Origin of the sequence: Luteimonas sp. S4-F44 (assembly GCF_022637415.1) — a bacterium.
GTDB lineage: Bacteria > Pseudomonadota > Gammaproteobacteria > Xanthomonadales > Xanthomonadaceae > Luteimonas.
The window spans coordinates 3457459-3481641 of the sequence record NZ_CP093340.1 but is presented as its reverse complement, the minus strand read 5'-3'; the positions used below and the strand labels follow the sequence as shown (position 1 = coordinate 3481641).

Here is a 24183-nt window from a genome sequence, read left to right as displayed (position 1 = left end):
ATAAGAGCCGGCGTCGGGGAGGGCGACGCCGTGGCCGGCCCGCGCGTCCGATCCCGGGCCGACGTGCCGATTCCGGACTTCAATAGCCCTTGAGCCGCCGCAGCCGCTGGCCGATCGCGCGGCGCGAGACCAGCGCGAAGACGACGCCGACCAGAAAGCCGGCCAGATGCGCGGCCCAGGCGACGGCGCCGAACGCCGGGCCGATGTAGGCGAAGAACACCTGTAGCAGGGCCCACACCCCGATCAACAGTGAGGCAGGCGCGCGGACGAACTCCAGAAACAGGCCCAGCGGCACGACCACGCCCAGCCGGGCGCGTGGGAACAGCGCCAGGTACGCGCCGATCAGCGAGGACACAGCGCCGCTGGCGCCGATGATCAACCGGTCCGGCGCGCCGATCGCCAGCACCGCAGCCAGGTTTGCCACTGCCCCGCCCAGCACGAACAGCACCAGTAGCCGCCAGGCGCCCATCAGCCGTTCGGCCGGCAGGCCGAAGATCAGCAGGAACACCAGGTTGCCCAGCAGGTGCGCCCAGTCGGCATGCAGGAACAGAGCCGTCACCAAGCGCAGCCACGGGCCGGGGTCGAGCCAGTTGACCAATACGCCATCGGTGCCGACCGGCTCGCCGTACAGCGCGCCCCAGTCCAGCAGCAGGGCGTAGTACTCGTTGGCCGAACGCGTGCTCGCCCACAGGAACGTCACCCACAGCAGCACGAACAGCATCGGCACGGCCCAGCGCAGCGGGGCCTTGGCGCGACGGTTGGGGATCGAGACGAACATGGGCGCACGCATTGTCGAGGGGCGGCAGGCCCGGGTAAAGCGCGCCGCGGCGGTGTCCGCCATGCCGCAATGCAGCACGGCTCCAGACGGTTAGGTACGGTATAGTGCGCCCGCCGAGCGCGTCGGGAGGGGTTTTCCGAAGGCGAACGGACAGCCAAGACGAGGCCTTCCAAGTTCGCGCTTCTGCGAACCGGGCCCGGACCATCAAGTACCTTCGAGAGAGAGGCGATCATGGCGACCCACCCCCGCATCATTCAATGCACCGCGTTGGCGCTCGGCATTGCCGGCGTCCTGGCATTCGCAGGCCAGGCGCACGCCGCCGGCTTCCAGCTCAAGGAAAACAGTGTCAAGTCGCTGGGCGCCGCGTTCGCTGGCACCGCCGCCAAGACTGGCGACAGCTCGGTGGTCACCAACAACCCGGCGGTGATGACCCAGTTCGAGGGCACGACCATGCAGGTCGATGTCACCGCCGTCGACCTCAACTACGAGTTCCAGGGCACCGGCACCGACGCGCTCGGCCGTCCGATGTCCGGCAGCAAGGGCGGCAACGCCGGCGACGTGACGCCGGTCCCGGCGCTGTCGGTCGTGCACAAGTTCGACAACGGCACCGCGCTGGGCGCGATGGTCAGCGCGCCGTTCGGCCTGAAGACCGAATACGACCCGGGTTGGGTCGGCCGCTACGCCGCGCTGACCTCGGAAGTGGAGATCATCGACCTGACGCTGGCGGGCGCGGTGGACCTGGGCGACCGCTTCTCGGTCGGCCTGGGCATCATCGCCTCGCGCGCCGATGTCACCCTGTCGAAGGGCGTCGATTTCGGCGCGCTGCTGTTCTCCAATCCCGCGACCCGCCCGCTGCCGTTCGCCCGCCCGCAGGGCGCCGACGGCACGGCCGAGGTGAAGGGCGACGACAACGGCTTCGGCTGGCTGATCGGCGCGCATTTCCGTCCGACCGATACGGTGTCGATCGGCGTGAGCTACCGTTCGGAAATCGACTACGAGCTGACCGGCACCGTCGACTGGACTGTGCCGCAGAGCGCACGTGCGGTGTTCGACAGCAGCCCGACGACCCGTCCGCTGTTCGTCGACGGCAATGCCTACGCCGAGCTGACCACGCCGTCGATCCTCAACGTCGGCGCGACCTGGCAGGTCTCCGATCGGTTCATGCTGGCCGCGACCTATGCCCGCACGGGCTGGGAATCGCTGCGTGAGGTCCGCATCCAGTTCGAGAATCCGGATCCGGATTCGGTCGAGCCGTTCGAGTGGAAGGACAGCGACTTCTACTCGCTGGGCGCCGAGTTCCAGCTCAACGACGCCTGGACGCTGCGCGGCGGCGTGGCCTACGACGAGACGCCGACCAGCCTCGAGCACCGCACCCCGCGCCTGCCCGATGCCAATCGCATGTTCTATTCGATCGGTGCGACCTGGAAGCTCAACGACGCGTTCGACGTCAACCTGGCCTACACCCGGATCGAGCCGCGCAATCCGCGAATCGACACCACGAGCGGCGGCGCGCGCGTCTACGGCGACTTCGACGGCGACGCCAACCTGTTCGGCGTGTCGGCGCAGTACCGCTTCTGATCCCGCATCGGGCGTGACCCGGAAAACCCCGCTTCGGCGGGGTTTTTTTCTTGGCTCTTCGTCGAAATCAGGGGAATTCTGCTTCTGCTCGATCGAGCAGGGCGTTCTTCTCCGGAACGCGCGTCGCGCCGGCCGGGGACTGCTCCCCGGCTCGGTCAGCCCGCTCCGCGGTCCGGCCCGGCGAAACACGCCGGGCGTTCGTGTGGGCTGCGCGGCATGCCGCGCGAGCAGCCCGCACTCACCCATGGCTGACTCGCCGCCGCGGGGCCATCCTTGGCCCGCTATCGCAATCCCCGACCGGCACGACGCACTGAGGCCGACAGTGCGCGCCTTCTTCCAATCGTGCGACTTCGCATGTGCCGAGGTCAGGGTGGCAAATCACACGGCAGCGGACTGACGGCCGGAGGCCGCGTCGAGCGCGCCATGGATGGTGCGCGCCCGAGTCAAGGCAGGGTGAGCATGGATGGCGTGCGCGGCATTGCCGCGCATCCATGCGAACGCCGCGCGTGCTTCGCGTGGCCGGACCGCGAAGCGGCCTTGACCGAGGGGAGAGGGGCTTCCGGCTGGCAGGCGGCTGCGCATCCGGAGTGGAACTTCCATCCCCGCACTTGAAACCCTTACATGCCGCTGCGGCCTGCGGATGCCGCTGCGCGTGGCCCGGCTGGGGCGGCCGGCGCCGGGCGATTAGAATTCCCGGTCTTCCCGCCGCCTTTCCCGGAAACCGCCCCCCATGACCACCTTCGGCACGCCGCTGTCCCCGTCCGCCATCCGCGTGCTGCTGCTCGGCTCGGGGGAACTCGGCAAGGAGGTCGCGATCGAGCTGCAGCGGTTCGGCGTCGAAGTGATCGCCGCCGATCGCTACGCCGATGCACCGGCGATGCAGGTCGCGCATCGCAGCCACGTACTCGACATGCTCGATCCGTCCGCGCTGCGCGCGCTGATCGCGGCCGAGCGCCCGCATCTGGTGGTGCCCGAGATCGAGGCGATCCACACCGACACGCTGGTCGCGCTCGAGCGCGAGGCCGGGCTGCAGGTCGTGCCGACCGCGCGCGCGACCCGGCTGACGATGGACCGCGAGGGCATCCGCCGGCTCGCGGCCGAGACGCTCGGCCTGCCGACCTCGCCGTACCGCTTCGTCGACACCCATGCGCAGTACCGCGAGGCGATCGCGGCGATCGGCCTGCCCTGCGTGGTCAAGCCGGTGATGTCCTCGTCGGGCAAGGGCCAGAGCACGGTGCGCACGGAGGCCGATATCGATGCGGCCTGGGATTACGCGCAGACCGGCGGCCGCGCCGGCGCCGGGCGCTGCATCGTCGAGGGCTTCGTCGATTTCGAATACGAGATCACGCTGCTGACCGTGCGTCATGCCGACGGTACCGCGTTCTGTGCGCCGATCGGCCATGTGCAGATCGCCGGCGACTATCGCGAGAGCTGGCAGCCGCAGGCGATGTCGCCGCGCGCGCTGGCGCGGGCCCGCGAGATCGCCCGGGCGGTGACCGACGATCTGGGCGGGCGCGGGGTGTTCGGCGTCGAACTGTTCGTGCGCGGCGACGAGGTCTGGTTCAGCGAGGTCTCGCCGCGTCCACACGACACCGGCCTGGTCACCCTGGCCTCGCAGGACCTGAGCGAGTTCGCATTGCATGCGCGCGCGATCCTCGGCCTGCCGATCCCGGTCGACGCCGACGACACGGTGCTGCTCGCCGGGCCGGGCGCATCCTGTGCATTGCTGGCGCAGGGCCACGGCGTGCCCGCGTTCTCGGGCATCGCCGCCGCATTGCAGGCGCCGCACAGCGCGCTGCGCCTGTTTGGCAAGCCGTCGGTGGCGGGTCAGCGCCGGGTCGGCGTGACCCTGGCGCGCGGCGAGGATGTCGAGGCCGCGCGGGCCACCGCGCGCGATGCGGCGGCGGCGATTACGATCGAGCTCAAGTGAGCGCCGTGCTGCCGCTGCCCGCTGTCGCAGGCCGCCGGTCGTGCTGAGCCTGTCGATGCTGCTGTTCCCGGTCCTGGGCGCAGTCGCAGGGATCCTGGCCGGCCTGCTGGGGATTGGCGGCGGCCTGGTGCTGGTGACCGCGCTGGTCTGGCTGCTGCCGGTTTACGGCATCCCGAAGGACGCCGCGATGCATGCCGCGCTTGCGACCTCGCTGGCGAGCATCGTGCTGACCGGCGTGTCGTCGGCCCGTGCGCACCATCGCCGCGGCAGCGTGCTGTGGCCGTCGGTCGCCTGGCTGGTGCCGGGCATGCTGCTGGGCGGCTGGGTGGGCGCGCGGCTGGCGATCGGGCTCGACGGCGAAGTGCTCAAGTACGGCGTGATCGCCTACTGCGCGATCGCCGGCACTCAGATGCTGCTGTCGCGCTCGCCGCCCGACACCGGAATGGCGGTCGTACCGACCGGCGCAGGCATGACCGGCGCCGGTGTCGGTATCGGCATCGCCTCGTCGCTGGTGGGCATCGGCGGCGGCAGCATGACCGTGCCCCTGCTGGTCTGGCGCGGCGTGCAGCCGGTGCGCGCGGTCGGCACCTCGGCGGCCTGCGGTGTGTTCATCGCCCTGGCGAGCGCGTCAGGCTACGCGCTGCAGGCGCCTGGCGATGTGCTGCCGTCGATGGCCTGGGGCTATGTCTATCTGCCGGCCGCGATCGGCATCGCGCTGGCCTCGGTGCTGGTCGCGCCGCTGGGTACACGGCTCGCCCATGCGATCAGCGGGCCTGCGCTCAAGCAGGTGTTCGCGATCTTCATGTACTGCATCGGCGCCAGCCTGTTGTTGTGGTGAGCCGCCGCGCCATCGGCGCCCGCGTTTCCCTGGATTACGAACCGGCGCGCCGCGCCGCCGATGGAGTGTTGCGATGACCGTGTCTTCCCCTGTCGTGCCCGAGGCGATCCACGCGCTGGCGCCGACCATGACCGACTGGCGCCGGGCGATCCATGCCTGGCCCGAACTGGGTTTCGAGGAGCAGCGGACCTCGGCGCTGGTCGCCGACACCCTGCGCGCGCTCGGCCTTCAGGCGCATACCGGCCTGGGCGGCACCGGTGTGGTCGCGGTCGTCGACAGCGGCAAGCCGGGCCTGTCGATCGGCCTGCGTGCGGACATGGACGCGCTGCCGATGGACGAGGACAGCGACCTGCCGTTCCGCTCGCAGCGTCCGGGCGTGGCCCACACCTGCGGCCACGACGGCCACACCGCGGCGCTGCTGGGCGTGGCCCGCCATCTGGTCGCGCACCCGCCGGCCAGCGGGCGCGTGGTGCTGATCTTCCAGCCGGCCGAGGAGGGCGGGCGCGGCGCGATCCGGATGATCGAGGACGGGCTGTTCACGCGGTTCGCCTGCGACGAGGTCTACGCCTTCCACAACATGCCGCTGCTGGGCATGGGCCGGGCCAGCGTGCGCATCGGCGCGACGCTGCAGTCGCTGGCGGTGTTCGAAATCACGGTCGAGGGTGTCGGCGGCCACGCCGCCGCGCCGCACAAGGCCAACGACCCGCTGCAGGTCGCCGCGCGGTTGGCGGTCGAGATCCCGGCGATCGTCGGTCGCCATATCGATCCGATGGAAACCGCGCTGATCAATGTCGGCTCGCTGCAGGCCGGCACCACGCACAACATCATTCCGGCGACCGCCACGCTCAGCGGCACGCTGCGGGCGTTATCCAAGGACGTGCACGAGGCGCTGCTGCAACGCTTGCGCGCGTTGTGCGACGGCCATGCCGCGATCTCCGGCTGCCGCGTGCAGCTGCATCTGCCGCATGCCTGCCCGCCGTGCGTCAACGCGCCCGAGCAGGCCGCGCTGGCGGCGTCGGCGCTCGCCGACGTGCTCGGCCCGGAGCACGTCGACACCGACGCGCGCGCCTATCCGTTTTCCGACGATTTCTCCTACATGCTCGAACAGTGGCCGGGCGCCTACCTGTTTCTGGGCATCGACAGCGCGATGTGCCACCACCCGACGTTCCGCTTCGACGACGCGCTGTTGCCGGTCGCCGTCGCGGTGTTCGACCGCATCGTGCGCCGGCGCCTGGGTTGAGCCTGCGGCGCCCCGCGCCGGCCGCATTCGCCGCCGGCGCGGCCAGGGCTTAAGCTGTCGGCGCGTCGCCGCAGTACGCGGCGTCCCCTCGAGTGCCCCATGCCCAACCGCGACTGGGTGGCGCAGGCCATCCGCAAGATCGAGGCCGATTTCAACCGCTCGGCCGACACCCATCTGATCCCGCTCGCGCTGCCGGGCTTTCCCGGCATCGACGTCTATTTCAAGGACGAGTCCAGCCATCCGACCGGCAGCCTGAAGCACCGGCTGGCGCGTTCGCTGTTCCTGTACGCGCTGGCCAACGGCTGGCTGCGCGCGGGCAGCACGGTGGTCGAGGCCTCCAGCGGCTCGACCGCGGTATCGGAGGCCTATTTCGCGCGATTGCTCGGCCTGCCGTTCGTCGCAGTGATGCCGGCCTCGACGTCGCCGGAGAAGATCGCCGCGATCGAGTTCCAGGGCGGGCGCTGCCACCTGGTGCAGAACGCCTGCGACATCGCCGGGGCTTCTACGCAGCTGGCGCGCGAGTGCGGCGGCCATTTCATGGACCAGTTCACCTACGCCGAGCGCGCGACCGATTGGCGGGCCAACAACAACATCGCCGAGTCGATCTTCAAGCAGATGGCGCAGGAAGTGCATCCGGTGCCGACGTGGATCGTCTGCAGCGCCGGCACCGGTGGCACCAGCGCGACGATCGGGCGTTATGCCCGCTACCGTGGTTTCGATACCCGGGTGCTGTGCGCCGATCCCGAGCACTCGGCGTTCTTCGACCACTACGCGCGCAGCCTGCGCCGCGAGCCTGCGCCCGAGGACCTCGCGCCGACGCCGGCCTCGCGCATCGAGGGCATCGGCCGGCCGCGTGCCGAGCCCAGCTTCATTCCCGGCTGCGTCGATGCGATGGTGCGCGTCCCCGATGCGCTGAGCCTGGCGGGCATGCGCTACGTCAATGCGCGCCTGGGTCGGCGCGTCGGCGGCTCGACCGGCACCAACTTTGTCGGCGTACTGCGGGTTGCCGAGATCATGCGCGCGGCCGGCCGTAGCGGCGCGATCGTCACTATCCTGTGCGATGGCGGCGAGCGCTACGCGCACAGCTACTACAGCCCCGACTGGATCGCCGCGCAGGGCTTCGATATGGACGCGGCCGATGCCGCGATCCGCGGCAGCGCCGACACCGGCGCCGAACTGCCGCCGTTGGCCGACGCGGTCCGCGATCAGGCGGGCGGCTAGGGCCAACGCACGCCCAGCCCGCTGGGCGTGCGCGGTGGGCGGACGGCGACCGGTGCCCGCGTCGTCAGTTCTGGATGGCGGTGATGCCCACCTGCGGGTCGGCGCAGGTGGCGTCGGCGCAGACGCTGCCGATCCACACCTGGCCATTGCCCAGCATCACGCCCTGCGCGTTCACGAACAGGGTGTCGAACGTCTGCGCGGTGACGGCCTGGGCGATATCGGCCGTGATGATGCGGTCGTACTCGCGCTCGAACGTGGCTGCATCGGCGATCTCGCGTTTCTGGCCCGCTACGTTGATGTGCAGCGGATAGATCGGCAGCGTGGCCACGGCCTTCGCATCGTGGGCGGCCACGCCTTTCTGCAGCGCCGCGAACACCGTTTCGTAAGGCGCGACCTCGCCCAGCAATTGGCCGATGCGCTGGCGGACATCGTGCGCCGATTCGTCTCCAGGGACGGTATCGACAGCCGCGGGGGCTGCGGCGGCCTCCGGCGAGGGGCGGGCGTCGGAGGTCGCAGCGGCCGGCGGCGGGGCCGGCTGCGAACAAGCCGCCAGCAGGGCAGTGCAAAGCAGGATCGAGGGCAGACGCATGGGACAACTCCCGAGGAGGACTGGGTACCAGCCTAGCGGGCACCGCCGCATCCTCGCGTGACTTGCCCCGCCATCGAGCCTGCGGCCATACCCTTGCGCGTGTCGACGCTTGGTAGGGCATTGCGCAGCACAGCGCGACCTGGGCGGCTGTGAAATCAGAGGGTGAACGGAACGTCAACCTGGGGCAAACCCCAGGTGCGGTCAGGTTAAATATTCGTTACAACCAAAGTGCCGGCAGGAGGTCGGCGACCCTCGCCACAGGAGCCCGCATGATGCCGATCCGCCGCCACCGACTGGCCGCAGCCCTCTCGTCGTCCCTGCTCGCCGTGCTTCCGCTCGCTGCCGCCGCCCAGCAGCCGCCGGCCCCCGCGCCGCAGGCGCGCACGCTCGACACCGTGCAGGTCACCGGCACGCGCATCCGCAAGGCAGAGATGGAGACCGCGGTCCCGGTCCAGGTGCTCACACGTGAGGACATCCAGCGCAGCGGGTTCACCTCCGTCGCCGACATCGTGCAGAACCTCACCGCCAGCGGCGCCGCGCTCAATACCAAGTTCAATTCCAGCGGCAACTTCGGCTTTCCGCCCGATGGCGGCGGCGTCGGCGCCGGCGCCGCGACGGTCGACCTGCGGCACCTGGGCGCCAAGCGCGTGCTGGTGCTGGTCGACGGCATCCGCTGGGTCAACGAATCCTCGGCGTCGGGCGTCGGCTCGGCGGTCGACCTCAACACCATCCCGCTGTCGCTGATCGAGCGTATCGAGGTGCTTGAGGACGGCGCCTCGTCGATCTACGGCTCCGACGCGATCGCCGGTGTGGTCAACATCATCACCCGCCGCGATGCCGACGGCGGCAGCCTCGACCTGCACTACGGCGAGTACGACGACTTGGGTGGCGCGACCTGGGGCGCGGACCTGGGCTGGGGCGGGCACAGCGAACGCGCGCAATGGTTCTTCGGCGCGTCGTACTACAAGCAGCGGCAGATCGCCTCGACCAAGTTCGACAACGCCAGCGTGCCGGTGCCGGGCACGGGGTTGGCCAACGGCAGTTCGGCAACACCCTCGGGTCGCTTCGTGTTCCGCGATCCCAACACCGGTGAGGATTTCGACCTCACGCCCAACGATGGCGCGACCTCACCGGTCTACGACCCCAGCCAGACCGGCTGCACGCGGACCGACGACTTCCATTGCTTCGGCACCGCCGACCGTTACAACTTCGCCCCCAACAACCTGCTGCTGACGCCGTCGGAGCGCAAGTCGGTGTTCGGCCAGGTGCGCTTCGAGTTCAGCCCGCAGCTGTCGGGCTATACCCGCGTGCTCTACAACACGCGCACTTCGGCCAACCAGGCCGCGCCCGAGCCGTTCTTCCTCGGCACCGATGCCGGCGTCTACAACCCCTGGGCCGAGCAGCGGCTGACGATCTCCGCGCGCAATCCCTACAACCCGTTCGGCTTCGACCTGACCACGGTGGGCGAGGACGCCAACCTGTTCCTGCTCGGCCGTCGCCCGGTCGAGGGCGGGCCGCGCCGCTACACCCAGGACGTCAAGACCTGGTATGTCGCCGCGGGCCTGGAAGGCCTCTTCGGCGTCGGCGATCGCACCTGGAACTGGGACCTCAACCTCGTTCGCAGCCAGAGCCGCGCCGAGCAGGTCAACACCGGCAGCTACAACGTGCGCCGCATCAACGAAGCGCTGGGCGACCCCGATGCGTGCGCCGCGATCGCCGGCTGCGTGCCGCTGAACGTGTTCGGTGGTCCGGGCACGATCACCCAGGAGATGCTCGCCTTCATCCAGCCGGTGGTGCGCGATGCCAGCCGCAACACCCTGACCCTGGCCTCGGCCAACGTCACCGGCGATCTCGCGCGGTTGCCGGCCGGGGCGCTGTCGTTCGCGGCCGGCCTGGAGCATCGCCGCTACGAGGGCAGCTACACGCCCGATCCGATCACGATCGCCGGCGAGTACAACGGCGTGCCCTCGGGCGCGACCTCGGGCGACTACGACGTCAACGAGGCCTACGCCGAGTTCAACGTGCCGCTGTTGCGCGACTCGTGGTTCGGCGACAGCCTCGATCTGAGCATCGCCGGACGCTATTCGGACTACTCGACCTTCGGCGGCGAGACCACCGGCAAGGTGGGCTTGCGCTGGCAGCCGGCCGACGAGTTCCTGCTGCGCATGAGCTATGCGGAGGGCTTCCGAGCGCCGTCGATCGGCGAGCTCTACGGCACGCTCAGCCGCTTCGACGCGACGCTCGTCGATCCGTGCTCGGGCGCCGCCTCGTCGTCGCCGGCCTGCGCCGCCGACGGCGTGCCGGCGGGCTATGAGCAGACCAATTCGCAGATCTCGGTGGTGACCTCGGGCAATGCCGAGCTCGAGCCCGAGCACAGCCGCAGCCTGATGGTCGGCGCGGTCTGGAGCCCGTCGTTCGCTGACAGCGTGGCGTGGTCGGACCGCCTGGACCTGGGCGTGACGTTCTATCGCCACCACATCGACGGCGCGATCCAGGCCCCGGACGCGCAGGCGATCCTCGAGCGCTGCATCGCCACCCGCGATCCGCTGGCCTGCGCCTCGTACGACCGCAGCGAGCGCGGCCAGATCGTGCGTTTCGACGACATCCTCGCCAACCTCGGCACGATCAAGACCGACGGCTGGGACTTCACCGCCGCCTGGACGCTGCCCGACCAGAACTGGGGCCGCCTGCGCTTCGATGCGAAGGCGACCTGGGTCGGCCGCTACGAACTGGTCAACGAGTCGGGCGAAGCCGAGCCGCGGCGGCCCGGCGTCGAGGTCAACAACAGCGCGATTCCCGAGTGGACCGGCACCCTGATCACCGACTGGACGCGCGGGCCGTGGTCGCTGGCCTGGACCATGCGCTACATCGACCGGCTGGTCGAGTCGTGCGGCGGCGCGATCGGCTTTGCGATCTGTGAGGACAGCGCCAACGACCGCAACACGCTCGGCGCGACGACCTATCACGACCTCCAGCTGTCCTGGCGCAGTACCGCGTGGCTCGAAGGCACGCGGGTGAGCGTCGGCGTCAACAATGTCACCGGCAAGACGCCGCCGGTGTGCCTGAGCTGCAGCCTCAACGGCTACGACGCCTCGACCTACGACCTGCCCGGCCGCTTCGTCTACGCACGGCTGGGCGTGGACTTCTGAGCCATGGCGGGAGGCGCGGCCGCAGGCGCGCGCCGGTCCGGGCCTCCCGCCAGTCCGAACAGCGGTCGCAGCCAGCGCACACGCCGGATCAGCAGTTCGTGGATGAGAACGCAGCCGGCCACGGTGATCGCCAGCACCCCCAGCGGTTCCCAGACCGGGCCCAGCCCCAACGGAATCAACCAGTACGCGGCCAGCACGATCAGGCTCTGGTGCAGGATGTACCAGGGATACACCGCCTCGCTGGCGTAGGTCAGGCCCGGCCATGGCCGGTTGAGCGCATGGATGCCCCAGGCCAGCAGTCCGAGCAGGGCGGTCCACCAGTAGATCGCCAGCGCCACGATCGACACGCCCTGCCATCCGGCCTCGGGCATCACCGCGAGGAACGGCGCACGCGACAGCGCGCCGGCATCGATCAGATGGCCCACCACCCGCAAGCCCGCGTTGATCCCGCCGGCGCACAGTGCCAGCGCGAGCAGCGGCCAGCGCACCGCCCGCAGCCGGGCCCAGACCACGTCGCTGCCCGCGATTAGCACACCGAAGGCGAAGGCCACGAAGTAGCGGGCGTGGTTGAACCAGTCGTCGACCAGGGCATGCGTCGACGGGAAGCGAGGATCGAGTACGAGCAGCGCGAACAAGTACCAGGCCGGCGGCAGCAGCCACAGCAGCCAGTGCCCACGCGTGGTCAGCCAGTCGCGCGCCCGGGCGCCGCCGAGCCGGCGCAGCAGCGGCCGTGCTGCCAATGTCAGCAGCGTGTAGGCCCACAGGTAGGGCAGGTACCACAGGTGGTTCCAGGTGAAGCCGTACTCGGCGCCGGTGAACGTGCCGGCCGGCCAGGGCCGGAACTGCAGATAGCGCAGCAGGAAGGCACCGTAGCCGGGCTCGATCGTGTCCAGCATGCGCGCCTCGCAGTAGGCCTGGACCGGCACGATCGCGACGATGCCGAAGGCCAGCGGCAGCAGCAGACGCCAGCTGCGGCGCGCTGCCAGCGCAGCGGGCGCGCGCCGGGCCAGCACCAGGCCGAGCGCCAGGCCCGAGATCAGGAACAGCAGCGACATGCGCCAGCGATTGATCGCGATCATCGGCCACTCGACCCAGGACAGCAGGGTCGGGCTCTTGATGTGGAAGCCCCAGTCGACCACGTAGACCATGCCCACGTGGTAGAGGATCAACAGGCCGAAGGCGATCACCCGCAGGGCGTCGATGTCGTGGCGTCGGGACATGGGAGCTGCGCATGGAAAGGGAGCGCCATCGTCGGCCTCGGCGGCCCGCCGCCGGCACGGCAAGGGCCGAGACGACAGCCCCCGGGGACGAACAGCTGGCCCCGCGGGGCGGCGCGGCACGCGTCCGCGGGCCGGCTGCCTACAATGCCGCGATGTCCTCACCCCCGTCCGCGGCCGAACGCTATCTGGCCATCCGCCGCCCGCTCGAGGTCGGCTACTGGCTGATCACTTGCCTGCTGTCGGCGGTGGGCAACAGCGCGACCGTCTGGATCGACGTGCAGCGCGCGGGCCTTGGGAGCGCGCAGTGGGAGGTGGTGAGCTGGGAAGCGGGCAGCGCGCTGGCGCTGCTGGCCCTGGTCCCGGCCACGGTGTGGTTCACCGCGCGCTGGCCGGTGCACCTGGACACCTGGTGGCGGCGACTGCCGCTGTACGCGCTGGCGAGCGTGGTCTGGTCGCTGCTGCACGTGGGCCTGATGGTCGGCATCCGCAAGGCGGTCTATGCGCTGCATGGCGCCCAGTACAGCTTCGACGATGCCTATCTCTACGAGTACCTCAAGGACGTGCGTACGTTCCTGGGCATCGTAGTGGTGCTGCACGGCTACCGGCTGCTGCTCAGGCGCCTGCAGGGCGAGGCTTCGCTGCTCGCCGCGCCCGACGACGGCGCCGCCCCCGTGGAACCGGTGGAGCGGCCCGAGCGCTTCCTGGTGCGCAAGCTCGGCCGCGAGTTCCTGGTCGCCGCCGGCGACATCGAATGGGTGCAGGCCTCGGGCAACTACGCCAACCTGCACGTGCGCGGCAAGGTGTATCCCTTGCGCAGCACGCTGGCCGACCTGCAGACCCGGCTCGACCCGGCGCGCTTCGTGCGCGTGCATCGCAGCCATCTGGTGAACGTCACGCGCATCGCTTCGATCGAGCCGCTCGACAGCGGCGATGCGCGGCTCCATCTCGACGACGGCACCGTGGTGCCGTGCAGCCGGCGCTGCCGCGAGGCCCTGCGCGCGGCAACCGGCGCTTGAGCCCGGCGCCGCCGCGCCAGCCCGGCTTCAGCGGAAGAAGCGCAGCAGGGTGCGACGCAGCCAGCCGCCATTCTCGTGGGTACTGGCGAAGCCGTTGAGATGCTGCTTGACGGTCGGTGAGTAGGCTTTGTCGTCGCTGCGGATGTGGTTGAACAACCAGCGCACGAGCATCGCGCGCAGCTCATCGAGCATGTCCTCGCCGGCCTGGAAGCGCAGCCGATACTCCTGGACGCGGCGCGCAAACAGTTCGTGCACACGGCGATGGGCGGCGCAGAAGGCATAGCCGGCGTCCTCCATCAGCGCCTCTTCGAACGCGAAATGCGAGAGCGTGTAGTCGACCAGTTCGTCGAGCACCTCGCTGACGGCTTCGCGCGAGTGCCCGTGCCGCGCGAGTTCGAGCTGGTTGATCATCTCGACGATCCGCCGGTGCTGGCCATCGATCACATCGATGCCCGTGTCCAGCTCGTCCCGCCATACCACTACCGACATCGTCCGCGCCCCACATCCCTCTGGTTGCAGAGCATCTTGGGCGGCGATCCGGGGACCGGCCTTGATCGGACGCAATGACGCGGCGCCGGCCGCGTGCTTGTCCGGCACGCGGCGACGCAGGTGGAATCAGCTGCGGCGGGCGCGTGCGAAGGCGTCGGCGAGCGCGTTGTTGGCCGGCGGTGCACTCGGCTTGGGCGCGCCGCCGCCCGGGCGGCCACCGCGGCCGGGCCCGCGCGGATCGCGCGGCGCGGCGTCGCGCTGGCCGCGCGCCTCGCGCGGTGCGGGGGTATCGTCCAGGCGTCGGGTCAGCGCGATGCGCTTGCGCGCCACGTCGACCTCCAGCACCTTGACCTTGACGATGTCGCCGGCCTTGACCACGTCGCGCGGGTCCTTGACGAAGGTGTCCGACAGCGCCGAGATGTGCACCAGACCGTCCTGGTGCACGCCGATGTCGACGAACGCGCCGAACGCGGCGACGTTGCTGACCACGCCCTCGAGGATCATGCCCTCGCGCAGGTCCTTGATGTCCTCCACGCCCTCGGCGAACTGCGCGGCCTTGAACTCCGGACGCGGGTCGCGGCCGGGCTTCTCCAGCTCCTTGAGGATGTCGCGCACGGTGGGCTCGCCGAAGCGCGCGTCGGTGAACTGCGCCGGCTTGAGCCCGCGCACGAAGCCGCCGTCGCCGATCAGCGAGGCGATCGGGCGACCGGTGGCCGCGACGATGCGTTCGACCACCGGATAGGCCTCGGGATGCACCGACGAGGCGTCGAGCGGCTCGTCGCCGTCGGCGATGCGCAGAAAGCCCGCGCACTGCTCGAACGTCTTCTCGCCCAGGCGCGGCACCTTGAGCAGGTCGCGGCGGCGCTTGAACGGCCCGTTGGCGTCGCGATGCACGACGATGTTCTCCGCCACCCCGGCCGACAGCCCGGACACGCGCGCCAGCAGTGCGCTGGACGCGGTGTTGACGAACACGCCGACCGCGTTGACGCAGTCCTCGACCTTGGCATCGAGCGCGCGCGCCAGCCGGTACTGGTCGACATCGTGCTGGTACTGGCCCACGCCGATCGCCTTGGGTTCGATCTTCACCAGTTCGGCCAGCGGGTCCTGCAGGCGCCGCGCGATCGAGACCGCGCCGCGCAGCGAGACATCGAGTTGCGGGAATTCGCGCGCGGCCGTCTCGGAGGCCGAGTACACCGACGCGCCGGCCTCGCTGACGACGATCTTCTGCAGTTTCAGTTCCGGCGCGCGTTTGATCAGATCGGCGACCAGGCGGTCGGTCTCGCGCGAGGCGGTGCCGTTGCCGATCGCGACCAGCTGCACGCCGTGCCGCGCACACAGCGCCTGCAGCACGTGCAGCGACTGGTCCCACTGCCGGCGCGGCTCGTGCGGGTAGATGGTCTCGGTGGCGACCAGCTTGCCGGTCGCATCGACCACTGCGATCTTGCAGCCGGTGCGGATGCCCGGGTCGAGCCCGAGCACGGTCTTGGGGCCGGCCGGTGCGGCCAGCAGCAGATCCTTGAGGTTGTCGCCGAAAACCTCGATCGCCTCGCCCTCGGCCTTCTCGCGCGCCTTGCCCAGCAGGTCGATCATCAGGTGTAGGTGGATCTTCGCGCGCCAGGCCAGCCGGCAGGCGTTGCGCAGCCAGGCGTCGGCCGGGCGGCCGCGCTCGGCGATGCCGGCATGCAGCGCGATGCGGCCCTCGGCATAGGCGTTGCCCTGTTCGGCATCGGTGCCCGGGTCGAGTTCGAGGGTCAGGAATTCCTCGCGGCGGCCGCGCAGCAGCGCCAGCAGGCGGTGCGAGGGAATCTTCGCCAGCGACTCGGCATGATCGAAATAGTCGCGGAACTTCTCGCCGGCCGCTTCCTTGCCCTCGACGACCTTCGCCCGGATCACGCCGTTCGCGTCGAGCCAGGTGCGCAGTTCGCCGATCAGCGCCGCGTCCTCGCCCCAGCGCTCGATCAGGATCGCGCGTGCGCCCTCGAGCGCGGCCTTGACGTCGGCCACGCCCTTGTCGGCATCGACGAAGCCGGCGGCGACGTCCTCGGGCACCTGGGTCGGGTCGGCCAGCAGGCCGTCGGCCAGCGGCTCGAGCCCGGCCTCGCGGGCGATCTGTGCGCGCGTGCGGCGCTTGGGCTTGTACGGCAGGTACAGGTCCTCGAGCCGCGCCTTGCTGTCGGCGGCCTCGATGTCGCCGCGCAGTTCGGGCGTGAGCTTGCCCTGCTCGTCGATGCTCGCCAGGATCGCGGCGCGCCGCTCTTCGAGCTCGCGCAGGTAGCCCAGGCGGACTTCGAGATTACGCAGCTGGGTGTCGTCCAGGCCGCCGGTGACTTCCTTGCGGTAGCGCGCGATGAACGGCACGGTCGCGCCTTCGTCGAGCAGCGCGATCGCGCTGATCGCCTGGGCGGGCTGGGCGCCGATCTCGGCGGCGATGGTCTCGGCGATTCTGCGGGCAAGAGCGGCGTCGGGCTGGTACATCGGTTCCGAAAGCTGTCGCGGCAGCGGCACCGCGGGCGGATTGTGGCCCCCGGGTCGCGGCAGCGGAACCCGTTGACAAGGCCGCCGCGCGCAGGTCCCGCCCGCTACCGGCGCCGACGGCGCCAAGGCAGCGGCAGCTGCAACACCACCAGCGCCACCCAGGCCAGACGGCTCGACCAGCTCTCGCGATCGACCGGCACCGGCCCCGGTTCGCGTGTGACCTCGTCCGACAGCGTGTAGGCGCCGGCATCGAGCTCGGCGACGATTGCGCTGGCACGCGAAAGCTCGGCATCGGGCACGTGCACCTTGACCCCGCCGATCGCCAGCCGCCATTCCCAGTTCGCCAGCGCCATGTGCGCGTCGCCGACGAAGGCGTCGATGCCCTCGGCCTGCAGGCGGCCGCAGACGAGCTGCGCCTCGAGCGGATCGGTGTAGCGGGCGACGATGACGGTCATCGGATGGCGACGGCGGTAAACACGGCCAAAGAGTACCCTTGCGCACTGAACACGTTCTCACGCCGAGGCCGCGCATGTCCCGTCCGCTCCGCGCTCCGCGCATCGTCCTTCCCAGCCTGCTCGCGCTCGCGTTCGCCGGATGCGGCGGCCAGGAGGCGCCCCCGGCCGCGCCCACCGACAACACCCCGGTCGATGCGCCGAGCCAGCGCCTGGACTGGCCGTTGCCGGCCACCGGGCCGGGTTCGAGCGCGCCCGACCTCGTCGCCGGACCCGACGGCCTGCTGGTGCTGAGTTGGATCAACTCGCGGCAGGGGCGCCGTCACGCGTTTCAGTACTCGCGCTTCGACCCGGCCGCGCAGCGCTGGCGCAACGCGCCGACCACGATCGCGATCGGCAACCGCATGTTCGTCAACTGGGCCGACACCCCGCACGTGCTGCCGACGCCCGACGGCGCGCTGTGGGCGCACTGGCTGCAGACGCGCGGCGATGCGCCCTACGCCTACGACGTGGTGCTCGCGCGCTCGCGAGACGGTGGCGCCAACTGGAGCGCGCCGATCCCCGCGCATGACGACGGCACCGCCACCGAGCACGGCTTCGTGTCGATGTGGGCGCAGGGCGGCGGCCTGGGCTTGGCCTGGCTCGACGGCCGCAACACCGGCGGTGGCCAGGCCGACGCCGACGGCGGCGACCACGCGGCGCACGCCGGTGCGCCGATGACCCTGCGCGCGGCCGTGTTCGACGCCAATCTGCAACGCACGGTCGAGCACGAGATCGATGCCCGCGTCTGCGACTGCTGCCAGACCGCCGCCGCGGTCACCGGGCGCGGTCCGGTGGTCGTCTATCGCGGCCGTACCGAGGCCGAAGTCCGCGACGTCATGCTGACGCGCCTGGAGAACGGCGCGTGGCGCGCGCCGGCGCGGGTGCACGCCGACGACTGGACGATGCCCGCCTGTCCGGTGAACGGACCGTCGGTCGCGGCGCAGGGCGATGCGGTGTTGGTGGGCTGGTACACCGCCGCCGGCGACACCCCGCGCGTGCAGTTGGCGCGCAGCGACGATGCCGGCGATGCGTTTGCCGATCCGGTGGTGCTCGACAGTGGCCCGGCGGTGCAGGGGCGCGTCGCCGTCGCGTTCGATCAGGTCCAGGCCTGGGCGGTGTGGCTACGCGAGGATGACGCCGGCGGCCAGTCGCTGTGGCTCTCGCGCCGCAGTCCGGACCTGGCGACCGAGTACGAGCGCATCGAGCTCGCCCGCCTGCAAGGGCGCGGCCGCGCGACCGGTTTCCCGCAGTTGCAGGTGCTCGGCGGCCAGGCTTACGTGGTCTGGACCGACGTCATCGACGGCGCGCCGCAACTGCAGGGCGCGCGGCTCGTGCGCTGACCGCCGGCCAGCGCCGCGGAGGCGGCCGGGCGCGGATCAGCGCTCGTGCCGCCAGTTCACCGAGCCACGGTTTTCCAGCGTGCTCGACTCGATCTCGACATCGAAGCCGCGGCTGAGCAGGTATTTGAGCGTCAGCACCTGGCCGGTGCCCAGCAGCGACACGCCGAAGCCGACGTACAGCCGCGGCGAGAGTTGCTTGCCCACGCCCAGCACGCTGCCGCCGAGCGCACGCGACTGGCTGATGCCGGCGTTGTCGAGTCCGATCTTGCTGCCGAGTTGGCCGGCGATCAGATCGCCGCCGGCATTGAGCGCGGCGGCGGCGGCATCGAGCTGCTGGCCCTCGGCGTTGGTCAGGCTGGACGCCGAACGGCCCAGCACCAGGTAGGACAGCGCCTGGGAATCGTCGCTGGACGGGTTGGTCCAGACGTTGACCTGCGGCGCGGAGGCGCGGCCGCTGACGTCGATGCCGGCGGTGATGTCCTCAGCATCGATGCGCCGCTCGGCGCGGACATCGAGTACCGGGTCGGCCACTGGGCTGTTGTTGAAGACCAGATTGCCGCGGGTCACCTTCAGTTCCTGCCCGTAGGCCTTGTAGCGCCCATCGACCGACAGGCGACCATTGCCGGTCATCTCGCGCCCCGGGACTGCGCGCACGCGCAGTTCGCCGCGCATGCGGCCATCGAAGCCGAAGCCGCGCAGGCCGACGTTCTCGCCCACGCCTACCGTCAGGTCCAGCGCCAGCGACGAGGCGGTGCCGCTGTCGTCAGGATCGATCGGGTCGAGCACGACCACGTCGGGCGAGGCCGATACGCCTTCGCTCAGGCGCTCGAGATCGAGCAGCGCGACATCGACGAAGACCTTGCCGGTGACGTTGAGCGGTTGCTGCGCCGCATAGCGCACGGTGATGTCGGGCGAGGCGATGATGTGCATCTCGCTGGTGTCGGCGGCCAGCACATCGGTCCCGCGCAGGTTGAGCTCCAGCGGTGTCGCCTCGCCGCGCCAGTCCAGCTGGCCGTCGATGTCGAGTGTGCCCTTGCCCGAGCGCACATTGCCGCTGATGCGGGCGGTGCCATCGGGCAGCGCATCCAGGCCGACGTTGCCGTCTTCGAGCGCGATCGCCAGCGAAGGGATCTCGGTCATGAAGTCGCTCAGCCGCGCCTGGCCGCCGATCGTCGGCTGCGCGCGGGTGCCGCCCAGTTGGATGTCGGCGGTCAGGCGACCCTTGGGCTCGACGATGTCGGGCGAGAACAGCTCGACGAAGGTCAGATCCTCGACATGGGCGACCAGCGAGCCCGACAGCGGCGAGTACGCATCCCAGCCGTTGGTGACCTGCGCCTGCACGCGACCGGCCTCGTTGAGCGTCGTCGACAGCCGCGCGTTGAGCCGGTTGGCGTCGAACTCGGCATCGAGCGCGAGATCGTTGTAGGTGATCACGTCGTTGCGCGCGCGCTCGGAGGTACGCACGCCGCCGCTGGCCGAACGCACGTTGGCGCTGCCCGCAAAGCCGTTGCCCGCCGGGCGCGCGTGGCCTTCGAGCGCGATCTCGCCGCGCAGCACGAACGCCTGTCCGCCGTCCTGTTCGGGCAGATAAGGCGTGGCGAGCGCGAGCGGCAGACGCTCGCCGCGCACGCTGACGCCCTGGCGCGGCCAGTCCGCGCTGGCGCACAGCGAGCCGCCGCCGCTGGAGGCAAAGCAACTCTCCGACAGCGTGATGCGCGTACCGGCCTGGGCGAAGTTCGCTGGGCCCTGCAGCGCCCAGCTCGCGCCGGTCGTCGGCGCCAGCCGCAGCGTGGCAAGCGTGCCCTGCCAGCCGTCGTTGCGCTGGGACGCCTCGCCCGACAGCGCTAACGTGCCGATCTCGCCGCGCGCCTCGGCCTGCAGCTGCAGCGCAGTGATCGCGCCGCGTGCCGATACCTGCACCGTGTCCAGGGCGACGCCGGCCTGCACGCCACTGGCGGAGACCTCCAGCGTGCCGGCATCGCTGCGCCACGGCAGACGGCCGTCGATCCGTGCGCTGGCCGCGGCGTAGTCGCCGAAACGCAGCGCGGTGCCGGTCAGGTCCGCCGTGATGTCAGGCGCGGTGCGTGCACCGGTCACCCGCAGCGTGCCTTGCAGCGTGCCACCGCCCTGCGGCAGGAAATCGGCCAGCTGCAGCGGCGCCAGGTTGGCGTCGATGTCCAGCGTGTCAGCGACCTTGGCGCGCGCATCCACGCGGCTGCCGCCGAGCGTCAGCGCGACCTCACCGTCGAAATCGCTGCGTCCGGCTTCGCCGGCGTCGCGGGCTGGCCCGTGCATCGCAAACGTCGCGCGGCCGTCGAGCCGTCGTGCGCGCAGCGTGCCGCCGAGCTGGTCGGCCTCGACCGCGACTTCCAGGCCGCCGTCGTCGCGGGTAGTGCCGGTCGTGGTGAGGCGTCCGTCGACCGCGCCCTTCCAGTCGCGGGCGAAGTAACCCGGATCGAAGCCGGCCAGGGTCGCGGCGATGTCCCATCGCAAGGCCGGTGCCCAGACCACGTCGCCGGTCGCATCGAGCGTGCCGGTCGGCATCTCCACATGCGCGGTGTGCAGCCGCATGCGCTGTGCGTCGCCGCGGCCGTCGAAGTCGACGCGTGCGCGCAGGCCGTCGCGTTCGATCCCCGCTTTGCCGATCGCCGCCCACGCCGCGGTGCTGCCGGCGATGCCGAGGTCCGCATCGGCGACGATCGGCGGGGCAGGGTCGGCGCTGTCGGGGTCGGCCCCGAACTGCACGCCGCGGGCGTTGACCGCGAAGCGGAACCGCACGTCGCCGGGCTCGGCGACATCGGCGTGGCCGCGCAGGGTCACCTGCCCGTCGAAGGTGTCGACGACCAGCCGTTCGATGTCCAGGCGCTGGTCCTCCAGCCGGAGCTTGGAGGGCTGCAGCACGACTGCCAGCGGTGCGGCGTCGGGCTCGCCGATCGCGAGCTTGCCTTGCAGCGTCGCTGCGCCACCGGTGCCGTCGGCGCGCAGGTCGAACGCCAGCGGCGTGCCCGGCTCGCCGTTGCCGACCAGTAGCGACGGGTCGAGCCGCGTGGTGTCGGCGCGTAGCGCCCAGCCCGGATCGTCACGGCCGCGCAGTGTGATCAGCGCGCGCAGCGGCGCGGGTGCATGACCGATCGCCGCGATGTCCAGATGCGCCAGATCGCCGCGCGCGACCAGCCCGATGCGCGGCCGCGTGCGCCCGGGCGGTGCCGGCATCAGCGCACTGGCGGTCAGATCCATGCGGTAGTCGTCGTCGGGCGCGTAGACGCCGTCGGCGGTGAACCGGCCGCGATCGCTGTCGACGACGATCCCGGTCAATCGCAACTCGCCCTGCTGCGCATCGAGCCCGCCGCGCAGCGTGCGCACGTCGATCATCGGCTCGCCCAGGCGCGTGACCCGGAAGCCGTCGACGCGGATGGTGTCGGCCTGCAGCGACAGCGGCAGGTCGATGCGCGGCAGCGAATCTGGCCAGCGCGGCAGCTCGAACGGCGTGTCGACCGGCGCCGGCAGTTCCAGCACGGCCTGGTCGACATCGAGCACATCCAGGCGCAAGCGCCGGCCGATCAGCGGCATCAGTGCAGGGTCGATGGTCACGCGTTTGGCGGCGAAGGTCAGCACCCGCGGCTCGTCGCACTGTCCGTAGGGCACCGGCTGTTCCTCGACGTCCGGGCAGCTGCGCTGCACGTAGCGCACGTCGTACATCGTCAGCGGCCCCGACGCGGGGCCCTCGGCCGCCCGCCAGGTCAGTTCAGTGCCAGCCGGCAGGCGCGATGCGATCTGATGCAACAGGAAGTCGCGTCCGCCGAATGTGGTCAGCAGCCACCACACCAGGCCGACCACCAGCACCGTCAGCACGGCGAAACCGATCGCACTGCGGATCGCCAGCTTGCGCCTGCGTGCGCGTCGGCGCTCGCGCAGTTCGGCGATGCGCGCCTCGCGCGCTTCGGGGGTCAGGTCGTCGGGCAGACGGTCGCGCCGGAAAGCCATCTCTAGAACTCCGCGCCGATGCTCAGGCCGATCGTGAACGCCGAATCGGGATTGTCGAGGCCGCGACCGATGTCGAGCTTCAACGGGCCGACCGGCGACTTGTAGCGCGCGCCAATGCCCACGCCGGTGCGCCAGTTCGGCGAACTGCCGTCGAACGCATCACCGCTGTCGACGAACACCGCCGCGCCGATCGTCTCGGTGAAATAGCGCTCGAACTCGACGCTGGCGGTGATCACGTTCTTGGCGCCCAGTGCATAGGCCTTGCGACCGTCGCGCGCGGGGATGCGGGGTCCGACCTCGCGCCAGTCGTAACCGCGGATGCTGCGGTCGCCGCCGGCGTAGAAACGCAGGCTGGGCGGCATCGCGACCAGCGCATTGGTGAAGGTGTGGCCGAGTTCGCCGCGCACGATCAACCGACTCGATTCGCCGATGCCGTGGAACCAGCTCGCGCGCGCATGCAATTGGGTGAACGTCGCATCCGACGCCGCGCCCTCGATGCCACCGCGCAGCATCACCGAGCCGCCGATGCCCGCGGTCGGGAACAACCGGTCGTCGACGTCGATGTACTCGGCGCGCAGCGACGGGTAGGCGAAGGTGGCATAGCGGTACAGCGCGCCGGCGAACTCGTCGTCCGGATCGACCGGGGCGTTGGGATCTTCCTCGGGCGCGTACGCCCAGCGCTCGCGCAACAGATGCAGCGAGGCGATCAGGTTCAGACGGTCGTTGTACTGGCCGCTGCGACTGCCGACCAGTTCGACGCGGCGGCTGTCGATATAGTCGGTCTGCTCGTCGGCGGCCTGCAGGCTGGCGGTGTACCAGCCGTCGAGCCAGGCGAACGCGGGGATGCGGTACTGCAGCGTCAGGGTCTTGCGACGCTGCGCATAGTCGAGCTGCGCCAGCGCCTTGTGGCCGCGCATATTGACGTAGCGGCGCTCGACGCCAAGCCGGATACCCGCCCCGCTGTCGGTGCCGTAGCTCACGCCGGAGGTGTAGATGCTGCGCTTGGCCGGCGTCAGCGACACCTCGATCGGCACTTCGCGCTCGGCGTTGGCGTCCTCGACCTTCGGCTCGATGTCGATCGTGGAGAAGTAGTCGAGACGCGAGAGCGACGTGCGCAGGCGGTCGAGGCGACCCTGGTGGTAGTAGCTGCCTTCGTCCCAGTAGACCAAGCGCTCGAGCAGCGCGTCGTTGACCACCGGCTCGGGCGATTGTTTGAAGGTCGTCGGGCCCATGTTGTAGCGCTCGCCGCTGGTCCACACCAGGTCGATATCGGCGGCGTGGTCGGCGCGGGTGATCTCGACCCGGCGCGATGCGAACTCGGCGTCGAAGTAGCCGCGCTCGCTGAGGCGGCGGCTGAGCCGGTTGCGGCTGCCGTCGTAGTCGGCGTGGTTGAACACGCCGCCTTCGCCGGGCACGAAGCTCGCCAGGTCGCGCGCCAGGTAGCGGTCCTGGCCGCCGGGACCGATGATCGCGATATCGCGATTGCGCACGCGCACCGGCTGGCCGGGATCGACGACGATGCGCACCGAGAAGACGTCGTCCTTGCGCTCGCGCTGTACGTCGATCGTCGGCGAGTAGTAGCCGAACGGCTCGAGCGCCTTGCGCGTCTGCGATTCGGCTTCGCGGATCAGATAGGCCATGCGCCGCCCGGACACGTCCTTGCCGATCGCATCGTGCAGGGCCAGCGAGACGCGCACGTTCTCGGTCATTTCCTCATCGAGGCCCGAGATATCGACACGATCGACACGCGCGGCCTGCGCCGCGGCCGACGAGAAGACGAAGACGACGGCGGCGAGGCACAACGGAAGGCGGGGCATCCGGCGAGGATACCCGGTACGTGTC

At 70.5% G+C, this 24183-nt stretch carries 16 protein-coding genes; 8 read left to right on the top strand and 8 right to left on the bottom strand.

Going from position 1 to position 24183, the window contains the following annotated elements:
* Positions 1-79: 79 nt before the first annotated feature.
* Positions 80-778 carry a rhomboid family intramembrane serine protease gene (locus MNO14_RS15710; RefSeq protein ID WP_241944612.1) on the bottom strand — a complete coding sequence of 233 codons (699 nt, stop codon included), beginning with the start codon at positions 776-778 and terminating at the stop codon, positions 80-82.
* A 231-nt stretch (positions 779-1009) separates the two neighbouring features.
* Here MNO14_RS15710 and MNO14_RS15705 point away from each other — a divergent pair, with 231 nt between their 5' ends.
* The 5 genes from MNO14_RS15705 (at position 1010) to MNO14_RS15685 (ending at position 7585) form a co-directional block, all read left to right on the top strand.
* Positions 1010-2356 carry an outer membrane protein transport protein gene (locus MNO14_RS15705; protein ID WP_241944611.1) on the top strand — a complete coding sequence of 449 codons (1347 nt, stop codon included), beginning with the start codon at positions 1010-1012 and terminating at the stop codon, positions 2354-2356.
* 730 nt (positions 2357-3086) lie between these two features.
* Positions 3087-4286, top strand: coding sequence for a formate-dependent phosphoribosylglycinamide formyltransferase (gene purT / locus MNO14_RS15700; protein WP_241944610.1), 1200 nt, complete (start codon positions 3087-3089; stop codon positions 4284-4286).
* Between the two features lie 55 nt (positions 4287-4341).
* On the top strand, positions 4342-5124 hold the full coding sequence (locus MNO14_RS15695; RefSeq protein ID WP_241944609.1) for a sulfite exporter TauE/SafE family protein: 783 nt from the start codon (positions 4342-4344) through the stop codon (positions 5122-5124).
* A gap of 73 nt (positions 5125-5197) precedes the next feature.
* Positions 5198-6364, top strand: coding sequence for an amidohydrolase (locus MNO14_RS15690; RefSeq protein WP_241944608.1), 1167 nt, complete (start codon positions 5198-5200; stop codon positions 6362-6364).
* A 99-nt stretch (positions 6365-6463) separates the two neighbouring features.
* The gene (locus tag MNO14_RS15685) at positions 6464-7585 is read left to right on the top strand and encodes a PLP-dependent cysteine synthase family protein (protein WP_241944607.1); all 1122 of its coding nucleotides are present in this window, start codon (positions 6464-6466) and stop codon (positions 7583-7585) included.
* Positions 7586-7649: 64 nt separating this feature from the next.
* On the opposite strand, the gene MNO14_RS15680 is transcribed toward MNO14_RS15685, so the two are convergent.
* Complete coding sequence (locus MNO14_RS15680) at positions 7650-8174, bottom strand: hypothetical protein (protein ID WP_241944606.1); 525 nt, start codon at positions 8172-8174, stop codon at positions 7650-7652.
* A gap of 269 nt (positions 8175-8443) precedes the next feature.
* Between MNO14_RS15680 and MNO14_RS15675 the strand changes: the two genes are divergently transcribed.
* Positions 8444-11323 (top strand): TonB-dependent receptor, encoded by a 2880-nt coding sequence (locus MNO14_RS15675; RefSeq protein ID WP_241944605.1) that lies wholly within the window; start codon positions 8444-8446, stop codon positions 11321-11323.
* Here MNO14_RS15675 and MNO14_RS15670 read toward each other — a convergent pair.
* On the bottom strand, positions 11296-12543 hold the full coding sequence (locus tag MNO14_RS15670) for an acyltransferase family protein (protein ID WP_241944604.1): 1248 nt from the start codon (positions 12541-12543) through the stop codon (positions 11296-11298). The genes MNO14_RS15675 and MNO14_RS15670 overlap by 28 nt on opposite strands.
* A gap of 152 nt (positions 12544-12695) precedes the next feature.
* Between MNO14_RS15670 and MNO14_RS15665 the strand changes: the two genes are divergently transcribed.
* On the top strand, positions 12696-13559 hold the full coding sequence (locus MNO14_RS15665) for a LytTR family DNA-binding domain-containing protein (protein ID WP_241944603.1): 864 nt from the start codon (positions 12696-12698) through the stop codon (positions 13557-13559).
* 27 nt (positions 13560-13586) lie between these two features.
* Here the strand turns inward: MNO14_RS15665 and MNO14_RS15660 are convergent, their stop codons facing one another.
* From MNO14_RS15660 to MNO14_RS15650, 3 genes are all read right to left on the bottom strand, one after another.
* Complete coding sequence (locus MNO14_RS15660) at positions 13587-14048, bottom strand: bacteriohemerythrin (RefSeq protein WP_241944602.1); 462 nt, start codon at positions 14046-14048, stop codon at positions 13587-13589.
* Positions 14049-14174: 126 nt separating this feature from the next.
* Positions 14175-16523: a Tex family protein gene (locus tag MNO14_RS15655; protein WP_241944601.1), complete on the bottom strand. Its 2349-nt coding sequence runs from the start codon at positions 16521-16523 to the stop codon at positions 14175-14177.
* Between the two features lie 104 nt (positions 16524-16627).
* Positions 16628-16978: a DUF2007 domain-containing protein gene (locus MNO14_RS15650; protein ID WP_241944600.1), complete on the bottom strand. Its 351-nt coding sequence runs from the start codon at positions 16976-16978 to the stop codon at positions 16628-16630.
* A 74-nt stretch (positions 16979-17052) separates the two neighbouring features.
* On the opposite strand from MNO14_RS15650, the gene MNO14_RS15645 reads away from it, so the two are divergent.
* Positions 17053-18357: a sialidase family protein gene (locus MNO14_RS15645; RefSeq protein WP_241944599.1), complete on the top strand. Its 1305-nt coding sequence runs from the start codon at positions 17053-17055 to the stop codon at positions 18355-18357.
* Between the two features lie 36 nt (positions 18358-18393).
* On the opposite strand, the gene MNO14_RS15640 is transcribed toward MNO14_RS15645, so the two are convergent.
* Together MNO14_RS15640 and MNO14_RS15635 are read right to left on the bottom strand one after the other, a co-directional pair.
* A complete protein-coding gene (locus tag MNO14_RS15640) occupies positions 18394-22341 on the bottom strand; it encodes a translocation/assembly module TamB domain-containing protein (protein WP_241944598.1) in 3948 nt (1315 codons plus the stop codon).
* 2 nt (positions 22342-22343) lie between these two features.
* Positions 22344-24158: an autotransporter assembly complex family protein gene (locus tag MNO14_RS15635; RefSeq protein ID WP_241944597.1), complete on the bottom strand. Its 1815-nt coding sequence runs from the start codon at positions 24156-24158 to the stop codon at positions 22344-22346.
* Positions 24159-24183 lie beyond the last annotated feature (25 nt).